This window comes from Kistimonas ophiarachnellae, assembly GCF_057552235.1.
Genome location: NZ_BAAJPA010000008.1, coordinates 194881 through 213764, shown reverse-complemented (window position 1 = coordinate 213764; position 18884 = coordinate 194881). Strand labels below are relative to the sequence as shown.

Annotated in this window: 19 protein-coding genes and 1 tRNA gene; 12 read left to right on the top strand and 8 right to left on the bottom strand. The window is 49.9% G+C overall.

The window, feature by feature from the left end; genetic code table 11:
* Positions 1-3 precede the first annotated feature (3 nt).
* The 4 genes from secD to queA all read right to left on the bottom strand — a co-directional run bounded on the left by secD (position 4) and on the right by queA (position 4691).
* Positions 4-1878 (bottom strand): protein translocase subunit SecD, encoded by a 1875-nt coding sequence (gene secD / locus AC27K1_RS12175; protein WP_487150891.1) that lies wholly within the window; start codon positions 1876-1878, stop codon positions 4-6.
* Positions 1879-2031: 153 nt separating this feature from the next.
* Positions 2032-2370, bottom strand: coding sequence for a preprotein translocase subunit YajC (gene yajC, locus AC27K1_RS12170; RefSeq protein ID WP_345197506.1), 339 nt, complete (start codon positions 2368-2370; stop codon positions 2032-2034).
* A gap of 96 nt (positions 2371-2466) precedes the next feature.
* Positions 2467-3579: a tRNA guanosine(34) transglycosylase Tgt gene (tgt, locus tag AC27K1_RS12165; protein ID WP_487150889.1), complete on the bottom strand. Its 1113-nt coding sequence runs from the start codon at positions 3577-3579 to the stop codon at positions 2467-2469.
* An 86-nt stretch (positions 3580-3665) separates the two neighbouring features.
* Positions 3666-4691, bottom strand: a complete 1026-nt coding sequence (queA, locus tag AC27K1_RS12160; protein ID WP_487150887.1) for a tRNA preQ1(34) S-adenosylmethionine ribosyltransferase-isomerase QueA — start codon at positions 4689-4691, stop codon at positions 3666-3668.
* Positions 4692-4899: 208 nt separating this feature from the next.
* Between queA and AC27K1_RS12155 the strand changes: the two genes are divergently transcribed.
* Together AC27K1_RS12155 and AC27K1_RS12150 are read left to right on the top strand one after the other, a co-directional pair.
* Positions 4900-5418, top strand: coding sequence for a hypothetical protein (locus AC27K1_RS12155; protein WP_487150886.1), 519 nt, complete (start codon positions 4900-4902; stop codon positions 5416-5418).
* A 124-nt stretch (positions 5419-5542) separates the two neighbouring features.
* Entirely contained in the window at positions 5543-6115 is a 573-nt protein-coding gene (locus AC27K1_RS12150) for a DUF2628 domain-containing protein (RefSeq protein WP_487150885.1), read from the top strand.
* Between the two features lie 146 nt (positions 6116-6261).
* Here the strand turns inward: AC27K1_RS12150 and AC27K1_RS12145 are convergent, their stop codons facing one another.
* On the bottom strand, positions 6262-7215 hold the full coding sequence (locus AC27K1_RS12145; protein WP_487150884.1) for a lipase family alpha/beta hydrolase: 954 nt from the start codon (positions 7213-7215) through the stop codon (positions 6262-6264).
* Between the two features lie 103 nt (positions 7216-7318).
* Positions 7319-8356, bottom strand: coding sequence for a lipase secretion chaperone (locus tag AC27K1_RS12140; protein WP_487150882.1), 1038 nt, complete (start codon positions 8354-8356; stop codon positions 7319-7321).
* Positions 8357-8537: 181 nt separating this feature from the next.
* Here AC27K1_RS12140 and AC27K1_RS12135 point away from each other — a divergent pair, with 181 nt between their 5' ends.
* Positions 8538-9131 carry a PDC sensor domain-containing protein gene (locus AC27K1_RS12135; RefSeq protein ID WP_487150881.1) on the top strand — a complete coding sequence of 198 codons (594 nt, stop codon included), beginning with the start codon at positions 8538-8540 and terminating at the stop codon, positions 9129-9131.
* 68 nt (positions 9132-9199) lie between these two features.
* On the opposite strand, the gene AC27K1_RS12130 is transcribed toward AC27K1_RS12135, so the two are convergent.
* Positions 9200-10396: an aromatic amino acid transport family protein gene (locus AC27K1_RS12130; RefSeq protein WP_487150879.1), complete on the bottom strand. Its 1197-nt coding sequence runs from the start codon at positions 10394-10396 to the stop codon at positions 9200-9202.
* Between the two features lie 338 nt (positions 10397-10734).
* Here AC27K1_RS12130 and AC27K1_RS12125 point away from each other — a divergent pair.
* Positions 10735-10821: transfer RNA gene (locus tag AC27K1_RS12125), tRNA-Leu, on the top strand.
* Positions 10822-11036: 215 nt separating this feature from the next.
* Here AC27K1_RS12125 and AC27K1_RS12120 read toward each other — a convergent pair.
* Entirely contained in the window at positions 11037-11390 is a 354-nt protein-coding gene (locus tag AC27K1_RS12120; RefSeq protein WP_487150877.1) for a CZB domain-containing protein, read from the bottom strand.
* Positions 11391-11960: 570 nt separating this feature from the next.
* Here AC27K1_RS12120 and AC27K1_RS12115 point away from each other — a divergent pair.
* The 8 genes from AC27K1_RS12115 to AC27K1_RS12080 all read left to right on the top strand — a co-directional run bounded on the left by AC27K1_RS12115 (position 11961) and on the right by AC27K1_RS12080 (position 18840).
* Positions 11961-12578, top strand: coding sequence for a M48 family metalloprotease (locus AC27K1_RS12115; RefSeq protein ID WP_487150875.1), 618 nt, complete (start codon positions 11961-11963; stop codon positions 12576-12578).
* A 113-nt stretch (positions 12579-12691) separates the two neighbouring features.
* Positions 12692-13771 carry a hypothetical protein gene (locus tag AC27K1_RS12110; RefSeq protein WP_487150874.1) on the top strand — a complete coding sequence of 360 codons (1080 nt, stop codon included), beginning with the start codon at positions 12692-12694 and terminating at the stop codon, positions 13769-13771.
* Positions 13772-13774: 3 nt separating this feature from the next.
* On the top strand, positions 13775-15349 hold the full coding sequence (locus tag AC27K1_RS12105; protein WP_487150872.1) for a hypothetical protein: 1575 nt from the start codon (positions 13775-13777) through the stop codon (positions 15347-15349).
* 49 nt (positions 15350-15398) lie between these two features.
* Positions 15399-15818 (top strand): OsmC family protein, encoded by a 420-nt coding sequence (locus AC27K1_RS12100; protein ID WP_487150871.1) that lies wholly within the window; start codon positions 15399-15401, stop codon positions 15816-15818.
* 175 nt (positions 15819-15993) lie between these two features.
* Positions 15994-16794 (top strand): nucleotidyltransferase domain-containing protein, encoded by an 801-nt coding sequence (locus AC27K1_RS12095; protein ID WP_487150869.1) that lies wholly within the window; start codon positions 15994-15996, stop codon positions 16792-16794.
* A gap of 102 nt (positions 16795-16896) precedes the next feature.
* Positions 16897-17604 (top strand): class I SAM-dependent methyltransferase, encoded by a 708-nt coding sequence (locus AC27K1_RS12090; RefSeq protein ID WP_487150868.1) that lies wholly within the window; start codon positions 16897-16899, stop codon positions 17602-17604.
* Positions 17605-17755: 151 nt separating this feature from the next.
* Positions 17756-18427: a hypothetical protein gene (locus AC27K1_RS12085; protein WP_487150867.1), complete on the top strand. Its 672-nt coding sequence runs from the start codon at positions 17756-17758 to the stop codon at positions 18425-18427.
* Positions 18428-18465: 38 nt separating this feature from the next.
* Positions 18466-18840, top strand: coding sequence for an MmcQ/YjbR family DNA-binding protein (locus tag AC27K1_RS12080; protein ID WP_487150865.1), 375 nt, complete (start codon positions 18466-18468; stop codon positions 18838-18840).
* Positions 18841-18884 lie beyond the last annotated feature (44 nt).

Here is an 18884-nt window from a genome sequence, read left to right as displayed (position 1 = left end):
CCCTCAAATAGCCAGTTTCTTGAGATCGCGACGACCGCCGTACACCAGGTTCGTCAGCGCACGGGTCACGACAATGGCCGTGAACAGGGACGTGATGATACCCAGCGACAGGGTGACAGCGAAGCCCTTGATCGGCCCGGTACCCACGGCATAGAGGATGACACCCACCAGCAACGTCGTGATGTTACCGTCAAAAATCGACACAAACGCGCGGTCATAGCCCTCGTGAATCGCTTTCTGCACGGAAAGCCCGTTACGCAGCTCTTCACGAATCCGGGAGAAAATCAGCACGTTGGCGTCAACCGCCATACCCAGGCTCAGGACGATACCGGCAATACCCGGCATGGTCAGCGTCGCCCCCAGCAGGGACATGGCCGCCACCATCAACACCAGGTTCAGGGACAGGGCAACGTTGGCAAACAGACCAAAGACCCGGTACACCACCACCATGAATACCAGCAGCAGCACAAAGCCAACGATGGTGGAATTAATACCCATCTGGATATTTTCCTTACCCAGGCTCGGGCCGACGGTACGTTCTTCAACGAAGTGCATGGGCGCCGCAAGAGAACCCGCTCTCAGCAGCAGAGCCAGCTCCGAGGCTTCGGCCGCGGAATCCAGACCGGTAATCCGGAAGCTGTTACCCAAGGCACTCTGAATCGTCGCCAGGCTGATGATGCTCTTCTCTTCACGGAAAGACTGCACCTTCACCCGCTCTTCCTGCCCGTCGACCATCTTGGTCTCGTAACGGGTTACGGGCTTCTGTTCGATAAACAGTACCGCCATGCTGCGACCGACATTGTTACGGGTCGCGCGGTTGATCAGCTGGCCACCACGGTTGTCGAGATCAATGTTGACCTGCGGGCCGCCACTTTGCGGATCAAAGGTAGAACGGGCATTGGAGACCTGGTCACCGGTCAGGATGACATCACGCTCCAGGCGAGCGGTACGACGCTCATCATTACGGAAAGAGAAATTCTCACTGACGGCAGCAGATGCGTCATAAGGTGCTGCCAGACGGAATTCCAGGTTGGCGGTCTTACCAAGGATACGCTTGGCCTCAGCGGTATCCTGCACACCGGGCAGCTCGACAACAATGTTGTTACGACCCTGGCGCTGCACCAGCGGCTCGGAAACACCCAGTTCGTTCACCCGGTTACGGACTGTCACCAGGTTCTGGCGTACCGCGTAATCGGCAATTTCCTTGATACGCTGCTCAGTCAGCTGATAACGCACAGTGAACAGGTCACCGCGGGTACTGGCTTCCACCATCAGGTCGGGAAAATCCTTGCCGATTGCCTTAACCGCCTTGTCACGGACGGTTTCAGAGCGGAAACCCAGCTCACGCACACCGGTTTCACCACCGCCGGGCAGACTGCGGTAGCGCAGTTTTTCCTTGCGCAGCAGTGTCCGGATTTCAGTGTTGTACACTTCCATCCGTGTCTGCACGGCCTTGTCGGTATCGACTTCCAGCAGGAAGTGCACACCACCGGACAGGTCCAGACCCAGCTTCATCGGGTGGGCGCCAATGGAGGTCAGCCACTCCGGTGTTGTGGGTGCGAGGTTCAGCGCCACCACGTAGTCGTCGCCCAAACTGTCCTTGATCAACGCCCGGGCCAACAGCTGCTGCTCCGAGTTCTCAAGACGGATCAGCACGGAGCCCTTATTCACTTCCTCACCCTTGATGGCGATATCAGCCTTTTCAAGGATGGCAGTGGCTTTATCCAGCGCGGGCTGACCGATGGTCTGGGAGGAGCTGGTACCGGAAATCTGCACCGCCGGATCATCCGGGTACAGGTTCGGTAATGCGTAAATGATACCAACCGCCACCACAACCAGGATGACGAGGTATTTCCATAAAGGGTAACGATTGAGCATGGCTCTCTTGTTTCCTGCTACTGACAAGGCCTGAATGCCTGAACTGTACACGGGCAACCACCTGCCGGTACGGCCCAGGACCGACCGGGAGAAACCCTCCGCACAGACAAAAAAGAGCTGGCCGCACTTAGCGGCCAGCCCTGTCCATTCCTGTTATTTGATCGCCTTGATGGTTCCCTTCGGCAGGGCGGCCACGACGGAAGACTTCTGGAAGTTCAGTTCCATGTTGTTCGCCACCTGCAGGGTGACGTAGTCGTCGGTCACACCGGAGACACGGCCCAGGATACCGCCGGAGGTTACCACCTCATCCCCCTTGGACAACCCGCCGATCAGGTTCTTGTGCTCCTTGGCACGCTTGCTCTGGGGGCGCCAGATCAACAGCCAGAAGATCAGGAAGAATACACCCAGCATCACGAACTGGAACATGCCGCCCATCGGCTGGGGAGCCGCTGCGGCTCCATCTGCAAACGCCTGACTGATAAAAGGAATCATTTCCCCGGTTACTCCTGCTTACAACGCGTTGAGATTAACATTCATGGTTCCGATGCCGCCGTCGGCCAGCATCCGGATAACAGACGGCGTCCGGTATCAGAGTTCCGGTACCGGCATGCCCCGTTTAGCGTAGAACCCGCTCACAAAGTGCTCCAATTTACCTTGTTCAATGGCTGCCCGCAATCCAGCCATCACCCGCTGGTAGTAGCGCAGGTTATGAATGGTATTGAGCATGGAGCCCAGCATTTCATTGCACTTGTCCAGGTGATGGAGATAGGCGCGACTGAAATTGCGACAGGTATAGCAGTCACAACCGGCTTCAAGTGGTTCTTCGGAATGCTTGTGGACGGCGTTACGGATCTTCAGTACACCCTCGTCGGTGAACAGGTGACCGTTGCGCGCATTGCGGGTCGGCATGACGCAGTCAAACATATCCACACCACGACGAACCGCTTCGACGATATCTTCCGGCTTACCCACGCCCATCAGGTAACGGGGATATTCTTCCGGAATCCGGTGCGGGGTATGGCTGAGAATGCGGTGCATGTCTTCCTTGCTTTCACCGACACTCAGGCCTCCGATCGCATAGCCATCAAAACCCACTTCCAGCAAACCGTCGAGAGAACGCTGGCGCAGGTCTTCGAACATACCGCCCTGGATAATACCGAACAGTGCGGACGGACTGTCTGCATGGGCTTCACGGCTACGGGCCGCCCAGCGCAGGGAAAGCTCCATGGAATCCGCCGCCTGGCTCTTATCCGCATCACCCGGTGTGCACTCGTCAAAGATCATGACGATGTCGGAACCCAGCTCCCGCTGCACCTGCATGGAGATTTCCGGGCTCATGAACACCTTGGCGCCATCCACCGGTGAACGGAAGGACACCCCTTCCTCGGTAATCTTGCGCAGCTCACCCAGGCTGAATACCTGGAAGCCACCGGAATCGGTCAGGATCGGTTTTTCCCAACCGTTGAAGTCGTGCAGATCACCGTGCTGACGAATAATCTCGGTACCCGGACGCAGCATCAGGTGGAAGGTATTGCCCAGGATGATCTCGGCGCCAATCTCATGGATATCCCGGGGCAGCATGCCCTTGACGGTACCATAGGTGCCCACTGGCATGAAGCAGGGGGTCTCCACCGTGCCACGGGGAAAGGTCAGCCGGCCACGACGGGCAAGACCGTCCTGTCCCAGCTTCTCGAACGACATGAAACATTCTTTACGCATTGACTGTCTGCAGACTCCGTAAACGCAATAAACTCTGTGCTGCCTGTGTCATGAATAACGACAGGGCCTCAGCCCTTGCGGGTCAGCAGCATCGAATCGCCATAACTGAAGAAGCGGTAGCGCTCGGCCACGGCCTCCCGGTAGGCGTGCATGATCTCGTCATAGCCGGCAAAGGCCGACACCAGCATCAGCAGGGTCGATTCCGGCAGATGAAAATTAGTCACCAGCATATCCACGGTCTGGAACTGGTAACCGGGGTAAATGAAAATATCCGTTTCGCCGGCGTAGGGTTTCAGCTCACCGTCACGGCTTGCAGTTTCCAGGCTGCGCACGGAAGTCGTGCCAATGGCAACCACGCGGCCGCCCCGCTCACGAGTACGACGCACCGCTTCGCAGACCTCTTCGGAAACTTCCAGGTATTCCGAATGCATGTGGTGGTCTTCAATAGAATCCACGCGTACTGGCTGATACGTACCGGCACCCACATGCAGGGTGACAAAGGCTTTCTCAATACCCTTCTCTGCCAGGCGCTCAAACAGGGCATCATCAAAATGCAGGCCGGCCGTCGGTGCGGCAACCGCACCGTCCTTACAGCCGTAAACCGTCTGGTAACGACTACGATCACTCAGCTCATCTTCACGGGTGATGTAAGGCGGCAACGGCATATGGCCGAGACGATCCAGCACTTTCAGAACCGGCTCATCAGTGAGGAATTTCAACAGGAACAGGGAATCCTGGCGTTCCACCATTTCCGCTTCCACATCCTGCTCCAGGATCACACGGGAACCCGGCTTGGGGGATTTACTCGCCCGAATCTGCGCCAGCACATGATGCTCATCCAGCACCCGCTCGACCATGACTTCGATCTTCCCACCGGTGGCTTTCTGGCCAAACAGGCGCGCCGGAATCACCCGGGTATCATTCAGCACCAGCAGGTCACCCTCGTTGAGGTGCTCCACGATATCACTGAAGTGCTTGTGTTCCAGGGAGTCGTTACCATTGACCACCAGCAGGCGACTGCCGGTACGTTCAGGCATGGGGTAACGGGCGATCAGATCATCTGGCAGATCAAAGTGAAAGTCGCTGACGTGCATCCAGCGTAAAACCTCACTGAATAAAAAAGGCGGCAAGCATAACGAAAGTCCGACCGAAAGTCAGGCCGTATTATCCTCCGCCTACGCGCCATCCAGCGAAACCGTCTTAAATAAAGAGGTAAGACGGGAGGATTGTCGCTCACAGTCAAATTTCGGCGGGCAAATAAGTCTCTCAGAAAAAGAAGTGCGCTAAGAAAGGATTCATGGCGTGAAATATACCCTCTTTTTTGTACTCGCCATCCTGGTGGCAGTGATTACCCAAACCTCCATAGCGGAACTCTCTGCTGTGGAAAATGAGAGCCTGGACCAACCTGCACCACAGAACAGCATCGACCCTGAAGCCAGAGCCCAACCACTGAAAGACAAGGTTCTTGATACATTATTTACAGCTCAGTTTTACCGCTTTGACATCCGAAAGCGTCAAACAGGTCACAACACAAAAAAAAGCGAAGGCCTGACAATGGCCAAAGTGGATCAGCAATATATCTACCTGGAGCAACCCACCACCAGCCAGTTTCTCCCTGAATTCCAGCGCCTGTTCAAAAAGAGTTTCCAGATTAAAGGGCTGGGAGATGCTCGCATGATTGAAGCCGCACTGAACATCCTTTACCCCATCACCAACCAATATGTCTATAAAAGCCTCAAGGACACAACGATCAGAAAAAAAGGCAATCAATGGTTCTTTATCAGGGACACGTATTTCACACAACCAAATCGCTTTTTATGATCTCCTAATAGAAATTGATTATTCGCTGTTATATGCTTTATTGTTAATCATATATATAATAAAGAGATGTTATATTTCATATCTATTTACTGCCAATATAGAGACGTTTATTGAGGGCTCTTCTTTGAATAATTTCTATGTCTATAAACACCCTACTTACAAAGATATTGTTGTAAGCGATCAGTTCTCAGTAATAGCTATGCTTTTTCCATGGCTCTGGTTTCTTATCAAGAAAATGTATTCAACATCCTTTTTGTTTTTTTTAATGATACTTATGTTTGCTTTTTTGAAAGTTGTCATGTCCACAGCCATTAATAATAAATATAACCAATCCATATTTTTACCACAGGATGTTCTCAACGCTGACAGTGAATATGCATATATTTTTTGGGAAAATGTTTCAGTTAGATATTCTGAAATGCCAGACAATGAGAAAATAAAGTTGACAACACACTTATATGCTAAGGAAAAAACCAAAAAATATGAAACATATTCAATAATGCTTTGGGTGTTCTCTATATGCATTCATGTTTTGATAGGTTCTTGTGCTCGGTTGTTATATATGAATAGTTTAGTGAAAAGAGGATTTGAACGGGTTTGTCATATTGAGGCACACACAAGAGATGAAGCAATGGCTAAGATAGCAAGAAACGATGTAGCTTATGAGGGCGAATATCAATCACACAAAAAAATGTGACAATTTAAATAATTAATTACAAGGATTCATTTTCAAGACAGATGATGCAGGCAACATTCTTGCCGTATTTTATTCGCCAAACATCCCCCGACGAAGAGTAATCCTAACAAGCAACGGAAGGGCATTTTCAGCCCTTCCCATCATGCTCACAATCCTGCGTTTTTTAGCCGGTTGGCATGCTGCCGGTATACCGTAACCGGATCCGTGTCCAGCAGGCTGTGAACCCCCAAAATCTGGTTCACTTCATCCAGATGATTCATCTTGTAGTTATCCCGAATCACCATACCCATGTGGGAACTGCAACGGCCTACCAGCCCGTCATTTGGCTCATCGATCGCCTGGGCCACCAGCGTCAGGGCGTAATCCGTGACATCCAGCGGATTGGTAAAGGGTTTCGTTCCACTCCAAGAGTAATAACGGATACCGTTGACTTCATATTCCCCTTCACCGCAATCAGCAGGAATTGCTTCCGGATACTGTTGATTAAAAGCGGCGCTGCCTGCCAGGCTGAGAGCCTGTAGAGAAGCCATGGCATCCTGCCCCTTATCGGTCGGGTTGCTGGAGAGGCCATTGATCAACGCTCCCAAACCATTCAGTACACCGGCCACCACAGTTTCTGCTACAGCATTTTCACTGACACCCAGCACAACATCCGCCACCGGGCTGCCCTTATGGGGTGAGCCGACACTGGTAACAGACTTCACCAGGTCCGGCCGAAGACTGGCAGCCACCCGGCTGGTTGGCCCACCATGGGAGTGCCCGATCAGGTTAAACCCCTCGACCCCGGTAATCGCCTTGAGGTTTTCCAGCTGGGTGATCAGCTCCAGCCCACGGGCTTCGGAACTGTCCAGCGCGGTGACCTGCGCGACATAGACTTCGGCGCCACTGCGGGACAGCTCACCGGTGATCCGGTACCAGTAATCAACACCCAAAACTGAATCAAAGCCCAACATGCCGTGGACCAGAACGATGGGGTACCGGGTTTCGGTATAGGTATCTTTCTTTTTCCAGAACCAGAACGCCTGTGATGGCTGGCTGACAGCCAGCAATACCGCCAGCGTCAGTCCGGCGATACCTGCTTTCATTACCTGTGTTGTCATTGCGCTGTTCAATCCCGATTTCGTTGATTCTTGTTGTTATTGATGTCACTCCCGACTGCCCAGAGTTCCAAGGATTCATCCGGAAAACGCCGGATGTTTACTACTACTGCAAACGTTCCATGACCTGCACAAGCCGCAGTTCATGGTCAGAAAAGTGCTGACGCTGCAATGTGGCCAGCGCAGCTTCATCAACACCGGCTGCTTCCAGCGCGGTTCGCTCTTGCTGGTAGGTCTGGAGACGCTGCTCCCACGCCTGCCGTTGTTGATCCAGGGCCGCCAGCCGCTCAGCGGCAGCATCTCCCCAGACAGAAGTCCGTTGGGCGTATAACGCCGCAGTATCTGTCTGTTCGGATGCGACTGACTGCAGCGCCGCCAACAACGCCAATGGTCGATGAGCAGCGATTGAAGCACTGGCCACGTCCGTGTAAGCCTCAGCCAGTGCGGATAGCGCTGCATAACGCTCTTCATCAGAGATATTCTGATCATCTCGGAGACGGATGCGTTCCAGTGCGTACTGGTCATACCGTTCCTGCGTTCCCCAGAAAGCGTCCGCGACATCGGAAGGAAAGTGGCGCCGGCGCAGATCAAACAGTTTCTGCCAACGCTGCTGGTAGGCGGCGATATCCACCTGATGCTCCGGGGGCGGCAACGCCTCAAGCGCTTCAACCATTAAGGCTTCACGGTAATCAATGTACTGATGCAGCAACGCTTTCAGTTGAGTAGCCACTTCCGGGGCATAGCCTGCTGTCAGCTCAGACTCAATCCTGTCGACCAGCTGAACCAGTGAGATTTCCCCCAGTGTGGCAAGGTAGTAATCAAATCGATCCCGAATACCGCGGGTAATGACCAGGTTGCCGTCCGCATCCAGCTGGATCACACCATCCGGCACGGTTCCCCGCAATGAGCGGGGCAGGCCATTATCGAATGCACCAGAAGAGTCCGACAATTGTGTATTTGGAGCAATGATCGGATGACTCTGAGTAATAGCCGAACCGGCAGATTCGCCGGATACATCGCCGGGGAGCAAAGCTGACTCTTCAGCCAACCAAAAGGAAACCAGAAAAAAACCAGCCAGAAACAGGCATAACCCGCCAGCGAGATAGGGAGACATGAGAGAAGATAACCGGATAAAACGCTTCATGCTGCCACATTATCGTTATTATTCTTGTACAGCTGTGCATGATTATAGGGCATTCCATACCTGTTGCCTGTAACAGACGACAATGTTCTACATAACCGCCCCCTCCCCGGGAGAGGCCAAGGGCGCAAGAGTCTTCTATAGTGATTCTATTACCACCTTGATTTGTGACGAGGGAACGTCCATGCATCGCCTCTGCCTCCTGGCACTGATGACCCTGCTACTGAGCTTTCATACCCCCCTGCAGGCCCAAGCCCGCCTGAGTTCTGTCATGAAAGCGCAGCTGGAGGAGGATATCCGGATGATCAAAACCTGGGTCAGCTTGGACAAAGTCATTGATGCGGTCAGAAAGCAGAATGAACTGAATATGAGACTCAGCGCCATCAGGAAAATGGATAAAAGCTGGAAGCAGGTCATGAAGCAAAAAGGGTCGCCCAACAACCTGATGATTCGGGCCTTTCACCATCCTGCTGCACAGTTTTTGCGCAAAGTATCGAATAAACACAAACCCCGGTACTCTGAAATGTTCCTTTGTGACAACAAGGGCGCCAATGTTGCCGTCACCCAGTTCACGTCGGATTACTGGCAGGGCGATGAAGACAAGTGGATCAAGGCCTATAACAATGGCAAAGGCAAGATCGTTATCGGTGAGCCTGAGTTTGACAAAAGTACCCGAAGCATGTCGGTACAGGTTTCCGTGCCCGTCATGGATAAGGGCAAAGCCATTGGGGTATTGGTCGTCGGCATCGCTCTCAAGGCCCTGGAACGCGGGGAATAGTCAATCCCCCTTCCCGCTGAAGCCCTCAGCCAGCAGCAATCCTATTCACCTCATCCCACCAGCTTCACTCAACCCAGACGGGGCATCAACCCCACCGCAACAGCCAACTGAGCCAGTATAATCACTCCGCCAACCGCCATTACCAGCCACAGCAGCGACTGTTGCCAGGTAGCCAACTGACTGCCATACAGCCTGTTTACCATCAATCCTGGTAACAACAGTGCCAGCACCACCAGAGCCACCGCGGCAAATCCGAGTGCAGCAATAAAAGCACCCGGCACCAGTAACACAGCAATCAACGGGGGCAGAAACGTGATAGCCGCAGTTCGACAGCGCCCCCTGGCGGAATCCGTATGTCCCATGGCTTCCGCCATGTAGTCGAACAAACCCAGCGCTACACCGAGGAAGGAGGTGGTCAGCGCCAAGGCGGTAAACAGGCTAATGGCTGAGGTCACACCAGCAGAATGGCTGGCTTCGGTAAGCGAAATCACCAAGGCACTGACGGGCTCCTGCTCCCGGCTCATCTGCACCAGCGCATCGTGGGATACCACCCCGTTGGACGCCGCCGTCCAGAGCAGATAGACCAGCATCGGTAAACTCGCCCCCCAGAGGATGGCGGGCCGGAAACGTTTAGGGTCCCCCTCCAGATAACGGACAATACTGGGCACCGTGGCCTGGAAACCAAACGAGGTAAAAAACAGCGGCAGGGCTGCCACAAGGTAGTTGTGCGAGGTCATGGGACTGTCCAGCCGGGCCAGGTCAACGGCCGGCAGCAAAGCCACCAGAAGCACCGCCAGCATAGCCAGCTGCAGCAGGAACAGGGAACGATTCACCCAGTCCACATAACGGGTGCCAGCCTGGATAACGGCGGCAAACACCAGGGTGACTGCAATGACATCCCCGCCAAAGGGCAGTACCAGGCCAAACCAGTGCTCCAGGGAGCCGGCCAGGTAACCGGCAGCACCGGCAATATAGGCCGCACAGAGCGCATAGGGCAGGCAGATCGTGGCCAGCGTCGCCGCCACCCGGCCGGGCCTACCCAGCTGTTCGCTGGCGGCGCCGAACAGCGTCGTCACATTGGTGCGGGCACAACAGACCTGGGCGACCAGCAGACCGGAACCCGCCGCCAGCAACCAGTTCACCACCATCAAAATGACGGCGGCCCGAAAACCCACCATCGCCGTCACCAGTGGCATGGCAATCATCCCTGCACCGATGGACGTGCCGGCAATGATGAAGGTGCTGCCCAGGGTTCTGCTCTGCATAACACTCCTTTCGTTCACAACAGTGGCGGACCCGATAATTACGGGCACCCGGGCGATCAGGGAAAGCCATCACAACGGCGCATTGACCGTTTATCAGGAATGACGGTGACGAAATCACACTGAAAACATCGTACAAACACACGCCCCCTGCAAATTTGACCCCCCCGCCGGAGAAATGTTCCGGTACAAACGCGCACAAGGGCACGAAAGTCTGTTGCATGCTGAAAAGGTTTTGATATACTGCCGCTCGCTTTCGGAAGGGTTTCCAACGCAGTTTCTGCGTGTGAAACGCAGATTTTTTCCTGCTGCACCCTCATAACCTTCCGATGATCTACTATGGCCGAGTGGTGGAATTGGTAGACACGACGGATTCAAAATCCGTTGCCTTTAAAAGCGTGCCGGTTCGAGTCCGGCCTCGGCTACCACCCTTTAAGCAGTCGCTTAACTTCATCCTGAAATTTCATACCTTTCCCTGCTTTTCAGGCACAACCTGCAATGCGTTAAATGCCTTAAGGCAACCGCTGGATTCTACCTTCCGGACGTAGCTTGATTCTGTTAGTGCGCGGTTTAACGGCTTGATAAAAGCAGCGAGGGAATCAGCCTGAACCACAATATCGGGCTGGTATCAAAGATATCCACATCAGGCCTTGCGCTTCCACTCCATCAATTTCTCACTCAGCGCATGGGAAATGGTGTCGTACTTGCCCCCGACATTGAGGGCTTCTATCGCCTTATCCTTGTTACCTGCCAGGGCCATGGCCAGAACGGCTGCGGAGGTTATGTGGAATTCCGCATGCAGGGACTTTACGTCTTCAAAGAAAGGTGACGATTTATCTTCCAGGGCATAAAGCCACTGGCCGAATTCACACTGGTTATCCTGACGCACCACCTCCGGTGTCCAATCGCTCTGGCCGGAGGTGATGGCCCGCCGGATGCGCATTTTCCACACGCCATGGGCGATGATGCCGTTTTCTATCTGATCCTTGATATCCATGGTGTCATCCTTGCCCTAACCCGTGATTTTTTAAGCTTAGCCAAGAGTGTGCAGCTGGGAAAACGCGTTGAGACCGCCACAACAGCGTATCTGCCGACAACAACACGATTCAAATCATTTTCATTAGCTGGAACATCCGTATAATCTGCGTTCCTGTCTAAATAGACGACATTAGTTGCTCAAAGTGAGTGAATAGCTTTTCCGGTAAAGAGTGTTTAAGCCGGCGGGCGGTAGCGTGTCTGACAAATGATACAGCCCCGGATGCCCTCTTGTTTTACACGGATCTGGCGCTATTGGACAGCACTGGGGTTCGCATATGCATAGTTATGGGAGCACTTCATAACCTCCTGAATAAAAAGATATTTTCTGGACTTTATTGAGAGAACATTATGTCAACCGAACATGATAAAAAATCAGCAAATGCGAACTAGCTGATAAATGGGTAATCAGCCCGAAACAGACCTAACACTTTGATAAACATATCTTTTTATAAAAGACAATTAATAAATAGATAGTACGTTATGCGAACTCGGTACGTATAAACCTCTGTTAGCAGTACAAGGAGACATAGTGTATTCAATCGCAACATCGACTGGGGCACCAGTTGATTTATTTTCGACAGTTTTTAATCCCAGTCAGTATGCAAAACACCAGTTTCAACGAGTTTTGAATGCTTCTGGATATAACGGCCCCTTATGCTTCTATGCTTCTCTTCATGTACAGAATGCATTAGCGGCTTCAAAGCCAATTTATAACACACAATATCCATATGGGTTGCTGCGATATGATCGATTTATAATCTACAATCCAAATTTCATGCGCCACATGGAATTTACCAGTGGAAATGAATTTGTAACTCTATCAATTTTTGCTCATGAGCTTGGACATCATTTTTATGCTCATACCGACAACTTAAACCCAATAATCAAGCATCCTTGGGATAAAGAGGTAGAGGCTGATTATTACTCTGGTTATGTTCTTGCCAAGCTGGGTGCTCAAGCATCTGATTTAGAGCAATCACAAAGGCTTATGTTTTCTATGTGGCCTTCAGCCACACACCCGGACTCTTATCGACGCATCAGTTCTATCGTTAAAGGTTGGAAAGATGGTGGTGGCATCGGTATCGCTGAAGATGATTTGGCTGCCATATACAATAAAATCAACAATGAATTTAACCGCTGGAACTGAGCAATTGTACGGCTAACAAGCCCATCCAAGCGACCGCCTTCGGCGGCGCTTGATGGGGGCGTTAAGTTCGCTCAAACATCATACCAATATCAACATTCACTAAAGGATGCAAAATGGAAGCGTTATTAGAGGAAAGCAATATTAAAGTCAAAAGGATCATCAGCAGTGTTCTATACCATATTGATGTAGAAAACAAAGACCATAATAAAATAATATTTTCAGACGACGAAAATGATCTTGAGGGCTATCTATCTGATCTTCTTGTCGAAGTAAGTGCAGACACTCAGAAAAGAGCATACCAATTCAATAGGGAGACAACAGAATTTTATCAATCACTAAATTCATTTTACAAAAATCAAAATTTGTTCAATAACTCTACAGCTGAAAACTTAGCTAAGAGGTTACTTGAAAAAGAAATTGATACAGACAACCGTGTCGGTCATTTATCAAAAAAAGGAACTGGTCACGTCAAGAAAGGAAGCTTTCTTCAGTTTTTATACAGAGAAGATGAATGTATATCTTACTTGGGTGTAAAAATTGAACATCAAACATTTTTAGACGAGACAGATTTCAAAACGAGAATTGGTCTTGCAATTGCTGACAAAGTATATAAGGCATGTAAAACTACTTTTGATGCAGATGGCATTCCTATTGAAGTGTTTGTATTTGATAAAAACAAAAAGCCTTCTGTGTATTGGTGGAAAGATTTTCTCGAACTAAAAGAAATAAGAGGTGATTCTCTAAACACTAAAACTGCGTCAAGTGAAGTAATTAAATACCTAAACAGATTGAGAAAAGATTATCCATCAGATTACACCATACTTAGAAATGCTACTATTTCCGCTTTCAAGCAGCAGGGTACGATGAAATTTGATGATTTCATTTCAAATACTTTCCAAAATTACGAACCCGAGAACCCTGCATTAAAAGAGAAATTACAAAAGGATTTGCCAAAGCTTAGAGAACTACCTAAAAAGAAAAAATTTGATTCATCATTTACATTAGTTCCATCAGAAGTGCCATACAAGAGATCAAGCATACGCTTAAGCAAAGAAATTACGATAAGTTATGATGATGGTATAGAGAATCTTGAAGATAAAATATGGTCTGAAGAAACTTATGATGGTAAAAAACTGGTTGTTATCAACTCTCCGGAAGGCTATGAAAGATTTAAGCCTAAAGATAGGGCATAAGCCATGTTACTTGATTATTTAGATCACTCAAATCAATTACAAAATAGCTCTATCGATGAGACACTAGATTATTTAAATGTAACAATAAAGCCTAGTATCCCTATTTCATCTTTCTTTCCTAAGCTTTTTGATGAACTGAAAACTCTTGCCAAAAGAGATTCCTTTGAACTTCTTGTAGAGATAGAAGGGACACATGAATCAATAACAAACAGTTCAAATGATTGCTATAAAAAAATAGACGAACATATCAACGATTTTGACGCAGACTCTGAATGTGAAATCGAGCTTCGTGTAAAAAAGCATCTAAGCGACAAAACCATATCAGTTTATTTCATAGATGCTTTTTCTGAATACCTAAATAAAATGTCTCCTTTGAGTTTGATTAATGCAATATCCCATTATTTTGACCACACATTAATTTTTGAAGTTTTCTCAAAAATTAAAAATTTTGGATCAGACTCAATTAGGTTTATCGAAGCTAATGCAGCACACAACCCTCACAAAATAAAAACTTCATCATTCGATCGAGAAAAGAAACTATCGTTATTATTCGATAATGTAACAACTTCAAACTTTTCATTGAAGTTACTTCCAGATGATTTTTATTTGCTGGAGAATTCGGAAAATAAGGTTATCAATAGTATTTTTACGAATATTTCATCTATTCTTTCAACTGTACTTTTATCCAACTCGTCATTATTTGAAAAAGATGGTTCCTTTTCATATAAGGTTTCAGGGTACAAATCAATATCTGAAAAAGTAACCGAAGCAAATTACGATAGGAATACATCTGATATTCTTTATAAAATATACTCATGGTCATATGAAGGTGGGAACAGTTCGGATAAAATAGGACTGGTTAGAAACGTTCTTTCAATCCACCTGGATGATAGTAACAAAATTAAAATTGACCATGAAGTATGGCAAGCAATACAGTCAAACTATCAAATTTACTTAAAGGAAAACATACAAAGCTATTTAGAAATAAAGAATAAAATCGGTGAGTTTGTCATAGAGTCCTCATCAAGAACATACACAATGGCAGATGAAATCCTGGGATCATTTAAAAACAGTATATTTGTCTTCATAACATTTTTTCTGACTGTAGTCGTCGTTAATGGATTGAAAGACACCGGTGCAAAAAGTATTTTCTCAGATGTTTACTTAGCTATCGTCCTTATTCTCTGCCTTATATCTATAATTTGGCGAGAAATGACAACAAAACAAGTCCTTGAACAATTTGAGAGTGCATCAATCACCGTAAAGAAAATACTTCAACTAAATTACAGTAAGGTATTAATGCAAGATGAAATTGACCAGTGCATTGACCCTGTTATATCAACAAACAGAAAATATCTGAATGATCAAGTGAGTCGATACTCTAATTGGTGGCTAGGCATAATTCTCGTATTCGGCTTAACATATGGCTTGGCAAATCTCTACTTTGAAAACTCTCACCTATTTAAAAGTGAGACCAATCAAACTGTGAGCAAAGAGCCAAAGAAGAGTTCTGATAGTCCGGAGACTGCGAACTTAACAAGTCAATCCAGCCGACCGCCTGCGGCGGCAGCTGATTGAGGTGTTAAACGCCGCCCATTTTTTCTTATTCTTATTTTGAAGACCCTATATGAGCATCAATATCGACTGGCAAGGTGATTGCCAATTCAAAGTCACCACATCCGGTGGTTTCACAATTGCGGTCGATGCCGAGAACACGCAGGCGCCCTGCCCGACGGAGCTCTTGCTGTCCGCACTGGGTTCCTGCAGCGCCACCGACGTGGCCCTGTATTTTCAGGATAAAGGAATAAACCTGGAAAGCCTGAATAACCAGGTGACCTACACCCTCACAGACAGTGAGCCGAGGCTGTATGAGTCCGCCAACCTGCACTTTACGGTCAAGGGTCAGGGGATTACGGCGTCAGACGTTGATATCGCAGCCCGCAACGCCATCACCAAATACTGCCACGTGTGTTTAATATTGCAGCCCGCTATCAGGATCACGCATTCGGTTGAAGTCATCGACGGTGACGGTGAAACCGCGGCTTAAGCGACATTCGCCTTTCGAGGTGTTGCCCCCGGGCAAGGCCTCGCCTCCCCCTATACGCATGGATACGACTGTTTAGGCGCCGGACGTCGCGTGTATCCTGTCATGCTGTTTGAAATTCTTACAGACATCATCACTTCGATGGTGAACTTAACGCGTAAGAGTTAGATCGTTAAACATGCCATTTCCAAGCTCACTCCCCGCGCTTCACAAGGCGTTTATTGAAAAAGCCCTCCCGATACTGGCTGAAGACCCCAGGATTGTCGGCATCGCGGCGTCCGGTTCCTATGCCGACAATTCGCTGGATCCCTACAGTGACCTGGACCTGGTGATTGCCGTTGAACCCGACGCGTTCGACGCCATCATGCCCGACCGCCTGTCCATCGTTGCCGGCCTGGGCGATATGGTCGCGGGATTTACCGGGGAGCATGTCGGTGAGCCAAGGGTGATGATTACCCTCTATGGCCCGGAACCGCTTCATGTCGATTTCAAGTTTGTCCGCGTCGGCGACGCCACTAACCGGGTCGATGAGCCGGTCATCCTGTGGGCCAGGGACGCACGACTGGAACAGGCATTAAGCCAGGGCAAGGGCGCCTACCCCGGGCTTGATCCCCAGTGGGTGGAAGACCGGTTCTGGGTGTGGATGCACTATGCCGGCACCAAGATTGCCCGTGGCGAATATTTTGAAACCCTGGAATTTCTCAGTTTTCTGAGAAGCCAGGTATTGGGTTCCCTGGCATTGCAGCAGGCGGGTTATGAAGCCCGTGGCGTGCGTAAAATCGAGCAGCTGTTACCGGCCTTCGCCGAGGCACTGAAAACAACGGTCGCCACCCCGGATAAAGACGCGTTGCTGAATGCCACCGAGAATGCCGCAAGGCTGTATCTCTCGCTGCGTGAGTCACAGGTTCAGCCCTGCACAGACGCGCAGGCATTGGCCATGAACTACCTGGACGCCCTGCGCACCACCAGCACCGCGTAACGGCCGTCTGACACATTCATTCCGTGGGGCGACACTGACGCGAAGCCCCATACCCCATTTCCCCGGGCAGGTTCGCGCCTGCGCTGTTTTCGAGGTCCGATAATGTCCGAGATGTATACGAAGCATGCTGAAACGTATGATTCGGTGGTAAGAAACAATATCTACAACGCCTGCCTGGAGCGCCCCTCCCTCCAGGCATTGCTGGATGATGTGCAAGGCCAGGATGTCATCGATATGGGCTGTGGCTCAGGCATTTATGCCGGGTATTTCCTCGAACAGTCGGCACGCAGCGTGACGTGTCTGGATGTCTCCAGCGACATGGTGTCCATCGTCAAACGAAAGTTTGGCGACAAGGTCACGGCCTATGTTCAGGACATCGCGGCAGGCTTACCGCAGGAAGCCGCGAACAGTGCCGATGTCATCGTCTGCCCACTGGTGTTGCATTACCTCGAAGATTTGCGTGTCGTCTTTAACGACGTGCGCCGGGTGTTAAAGCCCGGGGGTTATATGGTGTTTTCCACACACCATCCGTTTGCCGATTTTGAGTGTTCGGCCTCCGGTAACTACTTTGCGACGGAGCGGGTTCAGGAAGAGTGGAACACGGTGGGTACGCCGGTCACCGTCAACTTTTATCGCCGGTCTCTGACGGATATCTGCAACGCGATCACCGCTGCCGGGTTAGTGATCTCCAGGCTGACAGAAGGCACCGTTTCCGAAGCCGCCAAAGCGATATCGGAAGAAACCTATAACCACCTGAAACACAATCCCAACTTTTTGTTTGTCCGGTGTGAAAAGTTACGCGGGGAATGACGTTGAATCGCCCCACGCTTTAGTGGACAGCAATATCCCTGAAGCGTGCGCAACCCTACCTGCCAAACCCATGTACAATGGCCGAGTCATGACTGAATCGGCCATTTTTCGAGCCTTTTCCGCATCATAAAAAAACAATAAAAGGCACTCCATGGAGCAACTATTAGGAACATTAGGCGGCATTGCGGGGATTGGCGGCGTCGCGCTGGGCGTATTTCTTCTTTTATTCAATAAAATCAAATTACCGTCAGGCACCCGGAAGCACCTTACGTTATTCATGTGGTTGGTCTGGAGCATCTGTATCGCGGCGCTGGCTGGTTACTTCATCGTACAGCACACGTCTGTCAAAGAGCCTGAAAACAAGGTAGCAAGCTGGAATAAGAATATCTCCATTACCTACCCTGACGAAGGGGCGTTTATTGATTTTCTATACGCCAATAATGGGAAGAAAATCTATCTGTCTTCCTATATTGATATGAGCCTGTCCAGCGAGGAAAGCCATCAGATTGCCAGCTTAATCGGCTATATGGAAAGCGCACTTGACCTTGTAGAGCCCAATGGGGACCTGGCCGGTGATGCGATTGATTTATTCCAGGAGAACGCTTCTCTCTCGCTTCCCCTGGACGGCTTGAAAACGGGTGCATTTTTACAATTCATCTTGTTAGATAAACGAGTTTTGCCGATATCGCATGGCGGGAGTGGTGTCGTTCAATTCCCCATTGATGGCTATTTTAAAGTAGCTTTATTAGCGCGCTCGGGGTCTCGCATGCTCTTCGAACTTATGGAACTTCCGGTCAATTTATCAATCAACATCAGTGAGTAATCACTTCAACACTCTTGCTGAGGCAGAGGGTCTTTTGCATGACCTACGATGAATTCAATGCCTTTTGTCAGTCACTCCCTGCAACCACCTATGTCATGCAGTGGAACAATTCCCATGTCTGGAAGGTGGGCGGGAAAGTTTTCGCGATTGGTGGTCTCGGGCGTGATGGAAACCCCGCCTATATTTTCAAGACCACGGAACTGAATTACCACTTCCTCAGTGAACACCCCGGTTACCGGCCCGCGCCTTACTTTGCCTCCCGCGGTATGAAGTGGATACAGCATTACGACAGCACCCCGGAAACGGATGAAGCGTTGCAGTATTACCTCGAATCATCACACAAGCTGGTTGCGTCGGGTTTAAGCAAACGCAAGCAGAAAGAGCTGGGATTAGACCCGGTTATTCAAAACTAACAACAATTCCTCTCTCCTCTTTCTTTTATTCCCCTTCTTTACTT